Genomic DNA, 16,191 nt, shown 5'->3' on the forward strand with positions numbered 1-16,191 from the left:
GCGAAAAGACTTAACAGCAGATTTGCGACACGCGCTATGAGAAGCAAAAAAAGAGCGGATAATTCCGCTCTTCGTATCTCGCATCCCGAATCCCGAATCCGCTACTAGCCAATAACGCTAATTGGGATCTCTGCAAGTTGGTTGCCTTGGTTAGCAGGGTAAACAATGTATTCACCGTGATACTTCACCGCAGACTTGTAGTCCGTTACTTTGTGAAGCATGAAACCCGCTTCCATCGCCGCTTGAATGAACTCGGCGTGGTTACCACGAACAAACCAGTTCATTGGCTTAACCATCAACTCACCGTCGAAAGAGTCGTCACACTGTTTTCCACACAAAGCAAAAGAGTGCTCACCATCGGTGAAGAATTGAATCTTACCGCCAGTCGTTAGCTCATCTTCACTCGATACGCTCCAACCCATCTCGTACATTTTGTCCATGAATGCTTCAACATCGCTGTCTTTTAGCGCTTTAGGCTCTTCGCCTTCAGGGAAAAAACGCCCGTAAAACGCAGAAATACGTTTAAAGATAAAAGTTAAATCAGAGTTATTGCCTTTTGAGCGACCCTGTTTCTGCCAACGAACCAAGTCAGGCACAATCACACGATCATAAGCTTGGGATTTAATCGCCTTTGTTACCCATCGAACAAGGTAAAGGTTGTTCGCGATAGGCGCATCAATGGCCTTACCAGACTTATGTAGAGCATATAGCTCGCCTAGCGCATCATTCACTAACTTCTGAATTTCAATATAGTATTTTGACATTATGCCTTCTTTCCTAATGTCCAATATAGTAATGCTGACATTACTGCACACGCAGCCATTACCATAGCCATAGACCCAGCACTGTCACTTGGCAGCATCGCAACGATAGCCCCAACGACAGAACCAGTACCAAATCTTAATGTTCCCGCAAGCGATGAAGCCGTGCCTGCCATGTTTGGATAACCACTGAGCAATAGACCCATAGAGTTACTGCCAATAGTAGAGATGGTGCCAATAAATAGCATCACAAACGGCACAATTCCCCAAAGCCCGAGATCCAATGCCCAACCGACAAGTAAACCCACGCCAGCCAGTAATTGGATGACCAGCGCTGCCCTCAACATTGTATGAGAACCGACCTTCTTAACGATTCGACCATTGATTGTCGTCATCAGAATCATCGCAACAATGTTCAGACCAAATAGGTAACCAAACAGGTCAGGACGTACGCCATAGACATCAATGTAGACAAAAGAGCCTGCAGTTAAGAATGCAAACATCCCAGAGAACGAGAACGCACCCGAGAAAATCAGGCCCATAGCGGTTGGGTTTTTACATAAACGAGCGTAATTACGAATCGTGGTTTTAAAGCGCAATGGTTGACGATTATCGACAGGCAATGTCTCAGGAATTTTGATTATCACCGCGAGAATGACAATCACCGCAAAAATAGCCAATACCCAAAAGATTGAACGCCAACCGAACCACAATGCTAAGTAACCACCAATCATCGGCGCGATAAGTGGTGCAACCGTCATCACTAAGGTAACGAACGACATGGTTCTTGCGAAATCTTCACGGTCGAACATATCACGCACAACCGCTTGGATAATAACCGCTGCCGCAGCACCTGCAAAACCTTGAGCCGTACGAACTAACGTTAACGCTTCAATGCCATGAGTCGTCGCACTCACAACAGACGCGACCGCAAAAAAGAATACACCAATCAGTAGAACAGGCTTGCGACCATAACTGTCGGCTAACGGACCATGTAACAACTGACCTAATGCAAAACCTGCGGTGTACGCTGTGAGTGTGATTTGAACTTCACCCGCTGTAACGCCTAGATCTTTGGCGATCGTTGGCATAGCAGGCAGGTACATATCGATGGCGAGTGGTGTCAGTGCACCAATCGCACCCAGAACCAAAAATAGCATCCAACCTAACTGAGGAGTTTGTGGTTGTGAGCTTGGGGTCTGTTGGGTAGACGTTTGCATAACTCTCCGACTAAGTACTAAGTTCTATGTGAGCACGAGCATGCACGCAGCAATATACGAATACGCACAGTGATACACGAATATGCGCACACATACATGAACATATAGTAATAATGGCTGAAACACTCCTAGTACCAGTCAAAATAATCAGCCGACGCTATCCTTGGTCGGCTACATCTACAGCAGAAAAGATTACTTCCAGATAGAGTCGACTTCTTCTTGTGTTAGGTAACGGTATTCACCCAACTCCAAAGATTCATCCATCTCGATTTCACCGATACGCTCACGGTGTAACCCTTCAACTTTATTACCAAGTGCCGCAAACATACGTTTTACTTGGTGGTATTTGCCTTCGTGAATCGTTAATAGTACTTCACGCTCAGCACGAACTTCTAAGTGTGCTGGAAGTGTTAGGCCATCTTCGCTCTTAAGCTGGATGCCCTCTTTGAATTTTTCAACGTAATCGTCTTCAACAGGTTCAACCAACCACACACGGTACGTCTTCTCGCACTTGTGCTTTGGTGATGTAATGCGGTGAGACCACTTACCATCATCGGTAATCAACACAAGACCCGTCGTATCAATATCTAGACGACCAGCAAAGTGCAGCTTGTCCATTTTGATTTCATCGAGTAATTCAAAGGCGATACGATTTGCGCCATCTTCATGCGAACAAACAAAGCCTTCTGGCTTATAAAGCATGATGTAACGTGGGCCGTGAACATTCAGTTCATTGCCTTGCCATTCCACAATGCACTCTTCAGTTACCTTGAGTGAACCGCTTTTTTGAATGACATCATTTACTGTCACTGCCTTGGATTTTAATAAGTGTGTTGCTTCTCTTCGAGTGACGCCTAATGCATCGCACAGAAATTTATCTAAACGCATGAATACCTCAACTAATCTAAGTCGGGTATTATAGTCACCTTTGCTCAATTAGTTGAGCTATTTCACACTATTTGTTTTCTACCCTACAAGACGCGATATGTATACACTCCGCCCGTACCAAGCTGATTCTGTAAAATCAGTGATTCATTACTTCAGAAAACACCAAACTCCAGCTGTTCTTGTGTTGCCTACAGGCGCAGGAAAAAGCCTTGTGATTGCAGAGCTAGCAAGGCTTGCGAAAGGTCGAGTACTGGTACTCGCTCACGTTAAAGAGTTGGTCGAACAAAACCATGAAAAGTATGAAGGTTATGGGCTAAAAGGCTCAATTTTCTCTGCGGGTTTAGGGCGAAAAGAGACAGACCAACAAGTGGTGTTCGCTTCGGTTCAATCTGTGGTTCGCAACCTCGATTCATTCTCTAACCAATTTTCACTGTTGGTTATCGACGAATGCCACCGTGTTCCCGATGAAAAGACCAGTAGCTACCAAAAAGTGATCACTCACTTACGCGAGAATAATTCGGGGATCAAGGTGCTTGGGCTAACCGCGACCCCCTATCGTCTTGGTATGGGTTGGCTTTATCAGTATCACACGCGTGGACAAGTACGATCTGAAGAGCCTAGGTTTTTCAGAGATTGTATTTTCGAGTTGCCAATTCGCTACTTGTTGGACGAAGGCTTTCTAACACCAGCACGTATGATCGATGCGCCAGTATTGAGTTATGACTTCTCACAGCTAAAACCTGCAAGTACAGGTCGTTACAAAGAAGCCGAACTCGATATGGTGATCGAGCAATCTAAACGTGCGACCCCACAAATTGTCGACCAGATCATTGAACTGGCCAAAGACAAGTTAGGGATCATGGTATTTGCTGCCACTGTTAGACACGCACAAGAGATCCTTGGCTTACTGCCCGAAGGTGAATCATCGATCGTAATCGGCGACACACCAACTCTCGAACGTGACCAAATCATCAATGACTTCAAAGAACGTAAAATCAAGTTCTTGGTTAACGTATCGGTATTAACCACAGGTTTTGATGCCCCTCATGTCGATTTAATCGCGATTTTACGCCCGACAGAGTCCATCAGTTTGTATCAACAAATCGTTGGCCGTGGCTTACGCTTATCGCCGGGTAAAAAAGAGTGTTTGGTGCTCGACTATGCTGGCAACAGTTACGATCTTTACCAACCTGAAGTGGGCGACCCTAAACCCGACTCAGACAGTGAAATCATCACCATCCCCTGCCCTGCATGCGGCTTCAACAATAACTTCTGGGGCAAGCTAGACAGCAATGGCTTCTTGCTAGAGCACTTTGGCCGTAAATGCCAAGGCTACTTTACCGAAGAAGACACGGGCGAACGCGAACACTGTAATTATCGCTTCCGAGCCAAATACTGCGGTGAATGCGGCGCTGACAACGACATTGCCGCGCGCATTTGCCATGAGTGCGATGCAACCTTAGTCGACCCAGACAAAAAACTGAAAGAAGCGTTAAACCTAAAAGATGCCTTGGTGTTTGAATGTTTAGAGATGGATCTTAACGTTCTCAAGGACGACAAAGGTAAGTCGCAACTTAAAGTCACTTACCGTGGTGAAAACCAAGCGCAAGTGCATGAGTTTTGGTCACTAACCACCAAAAAGCAGAAGCAGAACTTCAAAGACCAGTTTGTTCGCCCTCACCTTGCAGACAGACACCGCCCTTTTGAGGAAGCCTCACCAACGAAAGTGGTTGCTCACCAACATAGATTCCGCCCACCTCAATTCGTGATTGCGCGTAAAGTCGGGCGTTTTTGGAAAATGAGAGACAAGATATTCGAAGACGAGCTTCAACAACGTTAACATCTCATTTTTTGAGAACCTAAATCTCATTATTCATCAGGTTCACTTTCTGTTCAGAATTACTTTTTTATACTGAACGCTATCAACCTTCTCTAGGATTCGCTATGTTTAGTAAAGTTATGATTTCTATGTTTTCTTTAAGCTTAGGCTTATGTGTCGCCGCTAGTGCGTGGGCTGACTCAGATCATAACGGTCATGATCTTGTACAAGATGTCCATAAAGCGGGAACCCGTATCGAATTTGAAGAAGATCAAGACGAAGTCTACGAAGCCGTACGCGAAGGCTATATTCGCCCTTTCTCGGAAATGTATGCGGCCGTTGAGAACGATCTTCATGGTCGAATTATTAAAGTAGAGCTAGAAGAAGATGACGACATTTGGGTGTATGAACTAAAAATCAATTACCAAAACAACATCATCAAAGTCGAATACAACGCTGAGACGTTAGAAATGCTCATGATTAAAGGCCGCAACTTTAAAGACGCCATTAAGCACGGTGAATAAATAAGAGCCGCAACTTTAAAGACACCATTGATCACGACGAGCAATTAAGCACAACGAACAGTCATTACAAGAATTAAGAAGAACAATTATGAAAATTTTAGTCGTTGAAGACGAACCTCGCTTGGGCCAACAAATTCTAGAAACTCTTGAGGGAGCCGACTGGGTTCCAGAACTTTCTCAAGATGGTATTGACGCACTCTACCGTGCAACATCAGAAGAATGGGATGCTATTGTTCTCGATTTAGGTCTACCTAAGCTTGACGGCCTAACCGTATTAAAAGGCATTCGAGACGAAAACATTAACACGCCAGTGATTATCTTAAGTGCGCGTGACACGCTGACCCAACGTGTAGAAGGTTTGAATGCAGGCGCTGATGACTACCTAACTAAGCCATTTGAGATGGTAGAACTGATAGCCCGCATTCGAGCTCAACTGCGCCGAGCGTCAGGCAGTGCTGCTCCTATACTTCAAATTGGTGATTTAAGCCTAGACACACGCAGCTCTAAAGTGTTGTGGCAAGGTCAAGCGGTTAGCCTCACGGCGCTAGAATATAAAGTTGTCGCGTACTTCATGCATAACCAAAACAAGGTTATCTCGCGCACAGAGTTGGTTGAGCACATCTACAAGCAAGACTTCGACCGCGACTCGAACACGGTTGAAGTTTTCATCGGTCGTATTCGTAAGAAAATCGCACCTAAGATTATCAAAACCGTTCGTGGCCTTGGCTACCAACTGAATGCTGAATAATGCTGTATTTAATTAAGCTAAGAGCAGTCGTCAATTTAAGCACAACCATCAATTAAGTGGACAGCCTGTGCTGATCGTCGTTGTTCTAATAGCAAGATGAGCAAAGACAGGCTGGTAACGTATGAATCTAAAAAAACGAACACTTAAAAACGTCAGTCTTAAAAGCCGCTTGCTCCTCGCTGCGGCTTTTTGGCTAGGTGCGATGATATTAGCGGCAGGCGTCGGAATACCTAAGTTGGTTAACGATTACTTGGTCGATGACGTCAAGCAACAGCTCAGCCTAACCATGGACGAGTTAACCGCCAACATAGAAACCAACGACAGTGGTAACCTCATCATGGCAGAGCGTCTGTCTGACCCTAGGTTCAACCAACCCTACAGTGGTATTTATTGGCGAGCTGCTACCCAAGACCAGATTATTCGATCTCGCTCGCTATGGGACAAAGACCTCACCATCAAGCGTTCTCCTATCCACACATCGGTCAAAGGGCCACAAGATGAGAAGCTGATTTACATTGAGCAAGACATCTACTTACCTGAACTAAATGAGCCCGTTACCATCACCATAGGTATTGATGAAGACCCACTAGAATCCACATTGACCGAACTTACTAGTCAAGTATGGTTGATTCTGATGTTATTGTTTGTGGGTGTGCTACTGCTCATCGGCATTCAAGTCAGTTGGTCACTATTGCCACTCAGTAAGATGCAACGTGAACTGGTGATGTTAAGAAACGGCGAGCAACAAGGGTTAAGCGACAACTACCCGAAAGAGGTTTCTCCATTAGTTTCTGACCTCAATGCCCTACTCTTCCACTATCAAGAGTTATTGGAGCGAGCTCGTAACCACGCGGGTAACTTATCTCACGCGTTGAAAACACCGCTTTCAGTTCTGAAAAATGAGATAGAGCGACTTCCAGACGATGACAAAACATTGTTACAACAACCCATTCATCAGATTCAGAACCAAATAGATTATCACCTTGGCCGTGCGCGCATGGCTGGTGCAATGAACATTCTTTCGGTGAAGTCTTCACCTTGTGAGCGTGTTGAAGCTATCTCAATGGCGTTTGATAAAGTCTACGCTGCTAACGAAGTCACCATGATTAACGAGCTAGACTCTGAGATTGAAGTAGCGGTAGAAAAAACCGACCTTGATGAAATGGTCGGCAACCTACTCGAGAACAGTTACAAATGGGCGAGCAGCATTATCCGAGTCCATTCGAATGAACTCGACGATGGCAACATTGAATTGGTGATTGAAGATGATGGCCAAGGCATTCCTGAAGAGAAGCTTGAGCAAGTCACCAAACGTGGTGTTCGACTTGATGAAACCACACCGGGAACAGGATTGGGGCTTAACATCGTGAATGAAATGGCGCACAGCTACCGAGGCAGCCTAACGCTCAGCAAGAGCTCAATGGGCGGATTGAAAGCCTCTCTGGTGCTTAAACTAAGTAAAGGCTAACCACATCCAGTAAATATTAAACGCAATAAGCCCTAGCGTAATGCTAGGGCTTAGTTCACTCGACCTTATATACGACTCTATATATCGTTCACAGCAACATCCAAAGCTTGTGAATCATCGCGGTAGGTTGCTACTCCGATCATCAAGATCCTGCCATCAGTATAATAGTCATGATCTTCATCGATCACTTCCACCGTTGCTAATGGGTGTTTAACTAACTCGATGTCTGGCAGTGACGTTCGTATCTGATTAGCGAGCCTATCTCGTTCTTCATCAACATTAGGGTCGATGTTATGAAGTATGGTAACAATACCCGAGTAAGGGGTGACTTTAAGGCCATCATCATAGCTAATTGCGCCTAACCACTGAGGCTGGTTAGTTTTAATATCAACACCAGCACGCCACCAGCGAATATGGCTGCGCTTCATCAAGTTACCCGGCAATTGAAACGCCATATCTTGTGGCTTGTCTCGCCAATACAAATCAGACACTGGTGGCGTTTTGTCTCTAAGCAATGCGAGGTAACCTGCCCATTCAATCTCGTTTCGAGAGAACGTTTGATTCTCTATCCAGCCTAATTGCTTCATTAAATCTCTGGGAGTGGCTCCAACATAAATTACGTTGATCGCTTGTGCCGAGTAGAATGAAGATTTGCCTGGGAATGCTTTATAGGTCACCGAATTCCAGTCGACTTTTTCAATTTGAACCGTCTCTTGTTGATTCTGAAAATCATCGGCCTTCCAGAAAAAGTGAGCGTAGTTTGCAAACAATATCCACGCCAACAACAGCGCACTGGATTTAAGCACCAAGCGTCGCCACTTCATTCGATAACCAATAATGGTGAAGACCAATACCGTGAACACACCGGCGATCAAGCTATTATGCTCAGAGATAAATATATTAAGACGATTAAGCCACGGAAAGTTTTCAACGCCGTGCGCCAGTAACATGCCCCAAGCAATGAACTGTCCACCACCAAGAGCCAAGCCGAACAACGCCAACACACTAAAATTACGCCACGGTACACGATGCGAGCCAGCTATAAATGGCACAACCCAAGCGATAGGCCCTAATAAGCGAGCAAAAAGAATGATGTATGTGCCTTTGCGAGCAACCAGATAGCGGCAGCGCGCAATTAATCTTTTGGTTTTAGGACGAAACTTAATGAGCCTTCGTTGCGCCTTAGCACCGCATTTATAACCAATGAAATAACTGAGTTGGTCACCAAGAAAACCACCTAGCATCACCAAAACCAATGCCATCCATGCACCTGAATACAGTTGAAAGCCCGCAGCGATAAAGAAGGGCTCTCCCGGTACAAATAGGTTTGGACCAATGAGAGCATCACCCAATGCCCCCAGAAACAGCCCTAGTCCATCAAACATAACAACCTCAATACTTACTGTTCTTTGTAGTGACCAAACTTGTAGTTCATCTCGTTGTTACGCATTTCGCCTTTAAAGAAACGTCTTATATTCGCCTTAAGGTAAGTTGAGCCTGTCTTCACAACGCCATCTTGATCTAATCGGCGTGGGTCAAAGCCAAAGGTCATATTCAGAAATCTAAATCGCCATGTCTTGCTCGCCCGTTTTACGTAGTCACAGTCTTCACACAGGACGATATCTTCATCGAAACCGCCGATTTCATCATGCGCACGTTTAGTCGAGAAAATACAGGCACCAATCGCCGTCGGGAAAAAGAACTGTGTAGTGAACAAGCCTGCGTTAAATAAGCCGTAACCAAACTTGTGTACAAGCGGCAGACCTTTCGAACTCATGTACACACCCGCAACTTCAAGCTTCTTCTCTTCTAGTTCATAAAGTGCTTTCGCAAGGAAGTTTCGAGGCAAGCTCACGTCAGCATCTAAGAAAAGGATTCTGTTGTATTGCGCCAATGAAGCACCCGTGTTTCGGCCAAGGCTCACACCACGGTTTTCCATATGATGAACAGTTAATTTTGGCAACGCGTTTTCATAAGCTTGTGCCACTTCTCTTGTATTGTCTTCACTGTTGGAGTCGACAACAATCACTTCAAACTCTTGGTGGGTTTGCACACTCAACTCTTCCATTAAGCGGCTAATGCGTTTCTCTTCGTTTAGCGTAATTACGACAATGCTTACCGGTTCCATATTTTCACCTATTCATTCTGCTGTTTAATTAACACTAAGATTAACGAACCAAGCCTTAACCAAGTCTTAGGCGAACATTCATTTTCCGTTCATTAACTTGATGATTTAGCATCACTATAAATAGATAAGATTGGCAGTGTAAAAGGAGATAAAATGGAGTAAATAAGAGTTAGTGAACGTTTTATCTCCAAACGAATCATTTATCGAAGGAAATTCACTTTGAGATGGGCTTCTGACTTGCTCAGATTTGAATGTGATGTTAGTATCCGCGCTCGCTTAAGCATGAACTCGTTTATGCATAAGCTTTACCACATACTCAAGGTCGCATTGAGGTGTGAAGTTAATTTTTACTAATTTGAGAGTAAAACTATGAAATTTGAAGCAGTAGTACGTACTGAACTAGGTAAAGGTGCGAGCCGCCGCCTACGTCACGCTGGTAAATTCCCAGCTGTAATCTACGGTGGCGAAGCAGCAGCTGTAGCTATCGAACTTGTTCACGCTGAAGTGATCAACCAAATGGATAAGCCTGAATTCTACGAAGCAATCACTCTGTTGATTGACGGCGCAGAAGTTAAGGTTAAGCCGCAAGACGTTCAACGTCACGCGTTCAAGCCTAAAGTTGAGCACATGGACTTCATCCGTATCTAATTCCCTACCAAGGAATAAGATTGGATAATTCCAAGCCTTCTGCATAGAAAAGATAATCGATCTTACCAGTCGAGAAATCTAGAAATTCGAAACCCCGATGCTACCAACATCGGGGTTTCACCGTTTTTGAGCCCTCAAAAACGTCGTAAATCTCGCGCAATACACTGAAAAGAATCAACTTTCCCCTTCCCCACGTTGTCCCAATCTTGCTTGGGTGGATTAAGGGTGGACGAAAGGTGGACTTATACAGTAGTTTTTCTAACAGTAAGACTAGACCGCTTTTTCGCTAGGTTCAACACACTACTCAAACAAAAAACAAAACTGACTTGCATCTAGAATGTTACTTGTATGGCCTTGTACGCATTTCTAAACGAATAGAGCAATCTAGGATAAGAATTACTCCTTTGGCATAACTCGCTAGTGCTGAGAACCGCCTACTTACATTCATGTATATTGGATTGGGCTTTACCACCACGTAATACACTCCAGGTTAATCAAACAACACTGAAAGGCGATCAAGAAAACACTTCTAGCCTTTCGTTCATTCTTAACACCACCTTCCAGTCTAATCCTTCAATTCTCATTTAATGACATAACATGCCTGAACTACCCACCAGCAAGTAAACCTAATAGTCCAGTATTGAGAACTTTAAAGATCTATAGGCTATCACTGATCCGCACAGTCACTTTTCAAAACATAACACTCGACTTCCCTGACCAAAAATCACGGATTCGGAATCCGAATAATTAATAGAACGTCTATACAAACCAAAAATATTGAAGAATTTGGGTCCAAGAATTTGTGATGGTGGGGCTCTGGTCGCATCACAAGCATAAACTCCCGCAACCCCCACCCTCATGCACTCTAGGTGACACTTTCAGTTCACCTAGAGTGCACGGATTTAAAGGGCTAACGAGAGATTTTATTGACCAAGTAATGTTGACACTTTTTTGGAAGAAATCTCCATCCAGATTCTAGTGCTAATTCTTAAAAATCAACGGCGTTTTGAAGGAGAAAAAAACGAGTAACTCTCAGGTTTTCAATACAACTCGTATAATAAAACTCGTAAAAGTGAGGTTGCCGAAGCAGAACTGTAACGGATATCCGAATTCGCGAATAAAAAGGAGTAATATTGAGATGGTTGCAGCTATGAAAAAGAAGCGGCCTGATTAGCTAACTTTCCTTAGGCTCTTCTTTCTAGAATACTCGTAATGTCTTTTTTGAGTTCCTCTGAAAGGCGTTCGAATTGTTCTTGTGCAACCAAGCCTTCCTCACACATTTGCATGAGCTGAATAAATGCACGGCTTCGAGAGTGGCCGTCAAAAATAAGCTTCATTTGCTTTTGAGATTCTTTGGAATGCTGACACATAAAGTTGAACCTTTCCCCTACAGGTTCTGATTCATCAGTAATCATTTTGATGGTTTCATCTAGCTGCCGAGTACAAAACACTTGCGCTGCTTCACTCTTTATCTCGCAAAAGATTTTCCAATCAGACTCTTTGATATTCATACTTACCTCCATAAAGTGACACTTCTTAGGGTAGGACATTACTGCACGTTACGAGGTGATTCACGTTGGCTATACTATGAACGAAGCGGAAAACGAAAGCTAAAAGAACTAGCCTGTAAGATTTACTACAAAGTAAGTGGCCCCTTCATCTGAAAACAGTCTGCATATGTATCAAATGACTTATATACATCTTTGGTTAAGTTTGTTTGACCGGTAAGGATGGAGCCAAACACCGCAACTAACCCGTTAACACCATTCGATGCTTTCAAAACCTGTTCTAGCATAGCAACAGGGTATCCTTTGCTATGTCTATCTACAGCATGTAAGCCTCCGTGTACATATGAACTCAGCGGCTTCCAAGAATACTCTTTGAACTCCAGAATAGGATCTACTGCATTTTTCGGAGCCTTCTTTTCCAGTTGGCTTATCATTTCGCTCAACATCGGTAAGTTATTGGCTCTTTTCTGATTTTCTTCGTTTAACTCTGCTGTTAGTTTACTTACCGCTATATCGCTCGCAGCATACAACACCCACATGCCTCGCACTAGACTCTCGAACTGAAGCCTCAAAAGTCCAAGTGCAGAAGTAAAGTTTCTTGTCGCTAGCAAAATCTTTAAACTTTCAGCATGCTCCAAAGATACGCTGCACATTATTTTGCTAACTCGAACTCTATCTGAATCATCAAACAAAGGCTGTCTCAGTATGTAGTCCACATAATTTTCATATTCCGCTGACCTTGCAAGTAGGTTATCGATGATCTGCTCCTTGTTTTTCGTTTACTTCCATTGAGGTATGAACAACGCTAGCACCAAACTTAAAATACTACTCCGTAAGTACAACCCCCAGCCTAGAGATAATAATACCAAGTATTAGCAACCCCTAAAGGCCGGTTATGTATCGGAATCGATTTGTTCCAACATTGAAAGTAAAAAGAATGCGACGACGAAACAACTGTAATACCACAATGGTGCCAAAGATAGGTACGTATTAATTTTATCCGTAGCAAAAACACCAACAAACCCAAATGTTAACAGGAGCAACACGATTAGATGAATAATTGATTGGTGAATGTATATATAGGCGTAGATTACAGCCATATAGAGCGCAGAACTAAAAAATGCTACCCAGACGGTTTTGCCAACGAAAATCACTACGATTTGGACATAGTACCAGAAGCCCGTGCTGTCAGGGTCTATTGAGAAACTAAAAATATCCAGCGATAAAATGAATTCGGTTTGGTATATATAGCAGGCACACAATAACGGAAGAACTAAAACTGTGCTGAGATCTTTAAGATTTTTTATATCTGATATTTTTGGAACTGCATCCATTAAAAACGTTCCTTTTCATGAGATACATAACGCTGCATCAAAGTGTGAGCAACTCATACCACCTTAAACACTAAACGCAACGTATAGTAAAATGCCACGCTTTGCGAATTACTCTTAAACAGCTGTTATGTTGACTTTTTTAGTTCATCAAATAAGTCTAAATATCTAATCTCAAGGTAATCTAAACTATCTACATCAAAGTTAATATAGTTAGGCCCTTGAGCATATGGCTTAGAGTACAAAAATACAAATGCTCGCTTATCTTTTGATTCTGAAATTTTAGTCAACCTCTTGGTGACAAGATTATTAACAGGATGGGCTTCAATTTGTTCCGCCGATATGAAAAATGAGGGATTAATATAGTTGCTGCCATGCTGCATTTTTTTCTGGAATCCAATACGATAAATACCTTTATTCAGCATATGATTAATATACGCAACTCCCCAATAAATACGATTTTCTTCAGGAAGAGCCTCTATCGGTTGATTGAAAACACCTTTGAACAACTCTCTATAGCTAATGTCCCTCCCACTAATGTTTACATAGTGTTCCGACAGTTTTTCATCTTTTCTGTGACGAATATACTTAGTGACTAAATATCTGACAGCATAAAAGTCTGAACTAGATTGAAGCTCATGCTTTCCTTGAACATGAGGACGTCGCGAATCGATTGCTCGCTTTTTGCTTTTATCACGTTCACCTTTTTTCTTTTTGGCAAATTGATTATACGGTCTATGTAAATTAAATATATCTGACTTCTGGTCACTCTTTACAACTTTAGATGCACTAGGTTCATATTTAGAGCCAGCACTAACTTTCGGTTTTTTACCTATTGTGGCATCACACTCTGGCGAGTGATTGTAACCTCGAAAGTGTGGCGATTGCTGCATATCTTGCTTTTCTACATCCATGTTCACGCAAGTAACTTTTGCTTCGCAAATTCACTTGGACATTCAAACGCCGATTTACTAGAAATCACCCCAGACCAAAAAAGATCATAGGCGAGTTCCGCATCAATAATGTCATCATATTCATTGCTATAAGCTTCTTCTAAAGATGCCAATTAAATTCTCCTTAATTCATTAGGCAAAATGACGCCAAATTAATGTGTGAACAACGACAACACCTAACCTAAATCATCGTGCCATACAAACTAAACTGACTTGAAGTGAGGCCGCCAAGCGTTGTGAACCACTCTTGAACAGTTTGTATGGATAATAAGCACTTCAATCGGGTAAGGTGAGACCCAGACTTTAGCTGCAACTAAAGTTCTTCTATCTGGTAGTTCGATTGAACGATGGCTCCTCTCTTGAGAGAGCGATAACAAGCACGAACGTCAGATCGAACTCCAAGCACCACACTCGAATAGTCTTCTGGGTCTCGAGCCCGCACTTGCAAGCAAGAGTTAGCTTATTATGATATACAAACACACTTGTTAGCCGTTACCTGCATTAAACCATAAATATTTATCAAAGATACGTTCCTTAAACCAACGCTCTGATGTCAGACTTTTAATGGTTTGTTCATCACGATCATAAGCTTGAGAATATTCTTTAACTTTATATAAGCCCTTAACGGACATATCAATTTCTGACTCTACTGCACAATAAGCTCTACTCCAAGCGTCATAGTATGAAGCGTAATCACCCACTGAAATTTGATACCCACGAGCTTTAAGCCACTCAAATGCTCTACTATCGTAAATCAAAATCGGACTTTTAAATTTAAGCTATAGGAACTTGGAAGCTGCAGAAACTGCATTTTTTCCATAAATATTCATAAGGGCTGTTGATAAATCGTTAACGGCTGAGATAGCTTCTTCAGCGTTAGTAGGACGACTAATTAGCTCCAGTTCATCTAAAGCTTTTTCAAATCGTACATTTTCTGCAATCTTCTTAAAATTCCTTGTTACCTTATAATACTTAGCTGCATCATGAAGACCTGTAATCCTTACACTCTTATCAAGATCAGATAGTCTCTCTACAAATGGCTCATCCCAATATACCCAATCGTTTAGATATATCATTGAAAAGTAGTGACAATTATTCATCGCAGATCCTAAATGTAATACCGTAACAGCTAACGCCGTATTAAGGTGTGAGCAACTCTACCACGAAGCCTAACCACCCTACCGAAAACACAAAACCCAACGATGGAATGAAAAATGCCAAGCGTTGAGAGTCACTCTTGAATGCTTTGTTAGTACAATATTATTCTAAGATATGAAGGCTAGCCCCAAACGTAGACTCTGTCTTGGCAAATACGTTTGAATAGTGCATCGTAACGAAAAAAGGTTGATTATAAACTGTGTAGTTTTTTAGTTTCCCCCCAAAAGCACCAGCATCCATGGTTGGCTTAGTTGACGCACCATAGACTTTAGAACTATCGACACTTAAACACTCGGAGATTTTCGTTAGTGACACTACATCGATAAAATAAGAAGCTTCAGCCGATATGCTCTGAGTTGGTTTGATTTCAAACTTGCACTTTGCGGTCTGATCATCAAAAATAGTTACCTTATCAACCACTACATCTGTTTTCCCATGGTTTACAACGGTAATTCTTATACTTTTATCACTACCTCGCACGCTATCTGAAAGATAAAGGTTTGTCTCTAACGCTGGCTTCTCATAAATAAAAGGTTTTTCGCGTAACGCGTTCTTGGTCGTTTCCGACATTTCTACACCAGAGTACTCGTTAACTATATCAATCGCCCATTCTCTTACTGATGGCTCTGTTTGATCCGTAGGTTCTTTCAATATACCTACTGCAAGTTCAACATATTTTGCTTCTACTTCTTGAACTTTCACGTCCGCACTGAGTAAATACCCAGCCAATGCAACAGACGGTGCTACTGCAGCTACCGAAATAATTTTAGCAATATCCCAGCTATCTTTTTTATCGTTAGGTTCAATAGAAACTTTTATGGTATCAGTCAAAGTTACATCCGATTTGTCTAGTTAATAATCTTGATATACAAGATGCCACCCACTTTTTCTTTGGCAAGGATCACCTATTACAACATCCAATAATTGAGAAGTCATAGCCAATTTTAAGCTAATTCAAGTTTGAAGGTGTTGATTTGTTGTACTAACGAATGACATGGATTCCCCCTACCGAGGATCTGCCACACTTATGTGGTACT

At 42.6% G+C, this 16,191-nt stretch carries 18 protein-coding genes; 5 read left to right on the forward strand and 13 right to left on the reverse strand.

The window, feature by feature from the left end; all coding sequences use genetic code 11:
- Nucleotides 1–104 precede the first annotated feature (104 nt).
- From L3V35_RS09075 to rsuA, 3 genes are all read right to left on the reverse strand, one after another.
- A complete protein-coding gene (locus tag L3V35_RS09075) occupies nucleotides 105–764 on the reverse strand; it encodes a DUF2913 family protein (RefSeq protein WP_054546588.1) in 660 nt (219 codons plus the stop codon).
- Nucleotides 764–1,981 (reverse strand): Bcr/CflA family multidrug efflux MFS transporter, encoded by a 1,218-nt coding sequence (locus tag L3V35_RS09080; protein WP_017079054.1) that lies wholly within the window; start codon nucleotides 1,979–1,981, stop codon nucleotides 764–766. The genes L3V35_RS09075 and L3V35_RS09080 overlap by 1 nt, the downstream gene beginning before the upstream one ends.
- A gap of 192 nt (nucleotides 1,982–2,173) precedes the next feature.
- The gene (gene rsuA, locus L3V35_RS09085) at nucleotides 2,174–2,869 is read right to left on the reverse strand and encodes a 16S rRNA pseudouridine(516) synthase RsuA (protein ID WP_171307737.1); all 696 of its coding nucleotides are present in this window, start codon (nucleotides 2,867–2,869) and stop codon (nucleotides 2,174–2,176) included.
- A 97-nt stretch (nucleotides 2,870–2,966) separates the two neighbouring features.
- On the opposite strand from rsuA, the gene L3V35_RS09090 reads away from it, so the two are divergent.
- From L3V35_RS09090 to L3V35_RS09105, 4 genes are all read left to right on the forward strand, one after another.
- Nucleotides 2,967–4,709, forward strand: a complete 1,743-nt coding sequence (locus L3V35_RS09090; RefSeq protein WP_237299414.1) for a DEAD/DEAH box helicase — start codon at nucleotides 2,967–2,969, stop codon at nucleotides 4,707–4,709.
- Nucleotides 4,710–4,813: 104 nt separating this feature from the next.
- Nucleotides 4,814–5,212: a membrane protein gene (locus tag L3V35_RS09095; RefSeq protein WP_004734667.1), complete on the forward strand. Its 399-nt coding sequence runs from the start codon at nucleotides 4,814–4,816 to the stop codon at nucleotides 5,210–5,212.
- Between the two features lie 88 nt (nucleotides 5,213–5,300).
- The gene (locus L3V35_RS09100; RefSeq protein WP_004734666.1) at nucleotides 5,301–5,960 is read left to right on the forward strand and encodes a response regulator transcription factor; all 660 of its coding nucleotides are present in this window, start codon (nucleotides 5,301–5,303) and stop codon (nucleotides 5,958–5,960) included.
- Nucleotides 5,961–6,081: 121 nt separating this feature from the next.
- Nucleotides 6,082–7,428 (forward strand): ATP-binding protein, encoded by a 1,347-nt coding sequence (locus L3V35_RS09105; protein ID WP_065205491.1) that lies wholly within the window; start codon nucleotides 6,082–6,084, stop codon nucleotides 7,426–7,428.
- A gap of 77 nt (nucleotides 7,429–7,505) precedes the next feature.
- Here the strand turns inward: L3V35_RS09105 and L3V35_RS09110 are convergent, their stop codons facing one another.
- A complete protein-coding gene (locus L3V35_RS09110; RefSeq protein WP_237299415.1) occupies nucleotides 7,506–8,813 on the reverse strand; it encodes an LssY C-terminal domain-containing protein in 1,308 nt (435 codons plus the stop codon).
- A 14-nt stretch (nucleotides 8,814–8,827) separates the two neighbouring features.
- Nucleotides 8,828–9,556: a glycosyltransferase gene (locus L3V35_RS09115; protein ID WP_065205493.1), complete on the reverse strand. Its 729-nt coding sequence runs from the start codon at nucleotides 9,554–9,556 to the stop codon at nucleotides 8,828–8,830.
- A gap of 369 nt (nucleotides 9,557–9,925) precedes the next feature.
- Here L3V35_RS09115 and rplY point away from each other — a divergent pair, with 369 nt between their 5' ends.
- Nucleotides 9,926–10,204 (forward strand): 50S ribosomal protein L25, encoded by a 279-nt coding sequence (gene rplY / locus L3V35_RS09120; RefSeq protein ID WP_017079048.1) that lies wholly within the window; start codon nucleotides 9,926–9,928, stop codon nucleotides 10,202–10,204.
- Nucleotides 10,205–11,388: 1,184 nt separating this feature from the next.
- On the opposite strand, the gene L3V35_RS09125 is transcribed toward rplY, so the two are convergent.
- The 8 genes from L3V35_RS09125 to L3V35_RS09160 form a co-directional block, all read right to left on the reverse strand.
- Complete coding sequence (locus tag L3V35_RS09125; RefSeq protein WP_237299417.1) at nucleotides 11,389–11,715, reverse strand: hypothetical protein; 327 nt, start codon at nucleotides 11,713–11,715, stop codon at nucleotides 11,389–11,391.
- Between the two features lie 125 nt (nucleotides 11,716–11,840).
- Nucleotides 11,841–12,428, reverse strand: a complete 588-nt coding sequence (locus L3V35_RS09130) for a hypothetical protein (RefSeq protein ID WP_231900863.1) — start codon at nucleotides 12,426–12,428, stop codon at nucleotides 11,841–11,843.
- Between the two features lie 177 nt (nucleotides 12,429–12,605).
- The gene (locus tag L3V35_RS09135) at nucleotides 12,606–13,046 is read right to left on the reverse strand and encodes a hypothetical protein (RefSeq protein WP_237299419.1); all 441 of its coding nucleotides are present in this window, start codon (nucleotides 13,044–13,046) and stop codon (nucleotides 12,606–12,608) included.
- A gap of 125 nt (nucleotides 13,047–13,171) precedes the next feature.
- Entirely contained in the window at nucleotides 13,172–13,963 is a 792-nt protein-coding gene (locus L3V35_RS09140; protein ID WP_237299420.1) for a hypothetical protein, read from the reverse strand.
- Nucleotides 13,960–14,109: a hypothetical protein gene (locus tag L3V35_RS09145; protein ID WP_237299422.1), complete on the reverse strand. Its 150-nt coding sequence runs from the start codon at nucleotides 14,107–14,109 to the stop codon at nucleotides 13,960–13,962. Before L3V35_RS09145 ends, L3V35_RS09140 begins: the two co-directional genes overlap by 4 nt.
- 372 nt (nucleotides 14,110–14,481) lie before the next feature.
- A complete protein-coding gene (locus L3V35_RS09150; RefSeq protein WP_237299424.1) occupies nucleotides 14,482–14,754 on the reverse strand; it encodes a hypothetical protein in 273 nt (90 codons plus the stop codon).
- 21 nt (nucleotides 14,755–14,775) lie between these two features.
- Nucleotides 14,776–15,096 carry a hypothetical protein gene (locus L3V35_RS09155; RefSeq protein WP_237299425.1) on the reverse strand — a complete coding sequence of 107 codons (321 nt, stop codon included), beginning with the start codon at nucleotides 15,094–15,096 and terminating at the stop codon, nucleotides 14,776–14,778.
- A gap of 160 nt (nucleotides 15,097–15,256) precedes the next feature.
- Nucleotides 15,257–15,985 carry a hypothetical protein gene (locus L3V35_RS09160; protein ID WP_237299427.1) on the reverse strand — a complete coding sequence of 243 codons (729 nt, stop codon included), beginning with the start codon at nucleotides 15,983–15,985 and terminating at the stop codon, nucleotides 15,257–15,259.
- Between the last annotated feature and the right edge of the window lie 206 nt (nucleotides 15,986–16,191).

Origin of the sequence: Vibrio sp. L5-1, assembly GCF_021728315.1 — a bacterium.
Classification (GTDB): Bacteria; Pseudomonadota; Gammaproteobacteria; order Enterobacterales; family Vibrionaceae; genus Vibrio; species Vibrio splendidus_K.

Bases quoted from the DNA above. Each gene is read 5' to 3' on its own strand.
- L3V35_RS09075 (WP_054546588.1), bottom strand. From the start codon at position 764: ATGTCAAAATACTATATTGAAATTCAGAAGTTAGTGAATGATGCGCTA.
- L3V35_RS09080 (WP_017079054.1), bottom strand. From the start codon at position 1,981: ATGCAAACGTCTACCCAACAGACCCCAAGCTCACAACCACAAACTCCT.
- rsuA (WP_171307737.1), bottom strand. From the start codon at position 2,869: ATGCGTTTAGATAAATTTCTGTGCGATGCATTAGGCGTCACTCGAAGA.
- L3V35_RS09090 (WP_237299414.1), top strand. From the start codon at position 2,967: ATGTATACACTCCGCCCGTACCAAGCTGATTCTGTAAAATCAGTGATT.
- L3V35_RS09095 (WP_004734667.1), top strand. From the start codon at position 4,814: ATGTTTAGTAAAGTTATGATTTCTATGTTTTCTTTAAGCTTAGGCTTA.
- L3V35_RS09100 (WP_004734666.1), top strand. From the start codon at position 5,301: ATGAAAATTTTAGTCGTTGAAGACGAACCTCGCTTGGGCCAACAAATT.
- L3V35_RS09105 (WP_065205491.1), top strand. From the start codon at position 6,082: ATGAATCTAAAAAAACGAACACTTAAAAACGTCAGTCTTAAAAGCCGC.
- L3V35_RS09110 (WP_237299415.1), bottom strand. From the start codon at position 8,813: ATGTTTGATGGACTAGGGCTGTTTCTGGGGGCATTGGGTGATGCTCTC.
- L3V35_RS09115 (WP_065205493.1), bottom strand. From the start codon at position 9,556: ATGGAACCGGTAAGCATTGTCGTAATTACGCTAAACGAAGAGAAACGC.
- rplY (WP_017079048.1), top strand. From the start codon at position 9,926: ATGAAATTTGAAGCAGTAGTACGTACTGAACTAGGTAAAGGTGCGAGC.
- L3V35_RS09125 (WP_237299417.1), bottom strand. From the start codon at position 11,715: ATGAATATCAAAGAGTCTGATTGGAAAATCTTTTGCGAGATAAAGAGT.
- L3V35_RS09135 (WP_237299419.1), bottom strand. From the start codon at position 13,046: ATGGATGCAGTTCCAAAAATATCAGATATAAAAAATCTTAAAGATCTC.
- L3V35_RS09155 (WP_237299425.1), bottom strand. From the start codon at position 15,096: ATGAATAATTGTCACTACTTTTCAATGATATATCTAAACGATTGGGTA.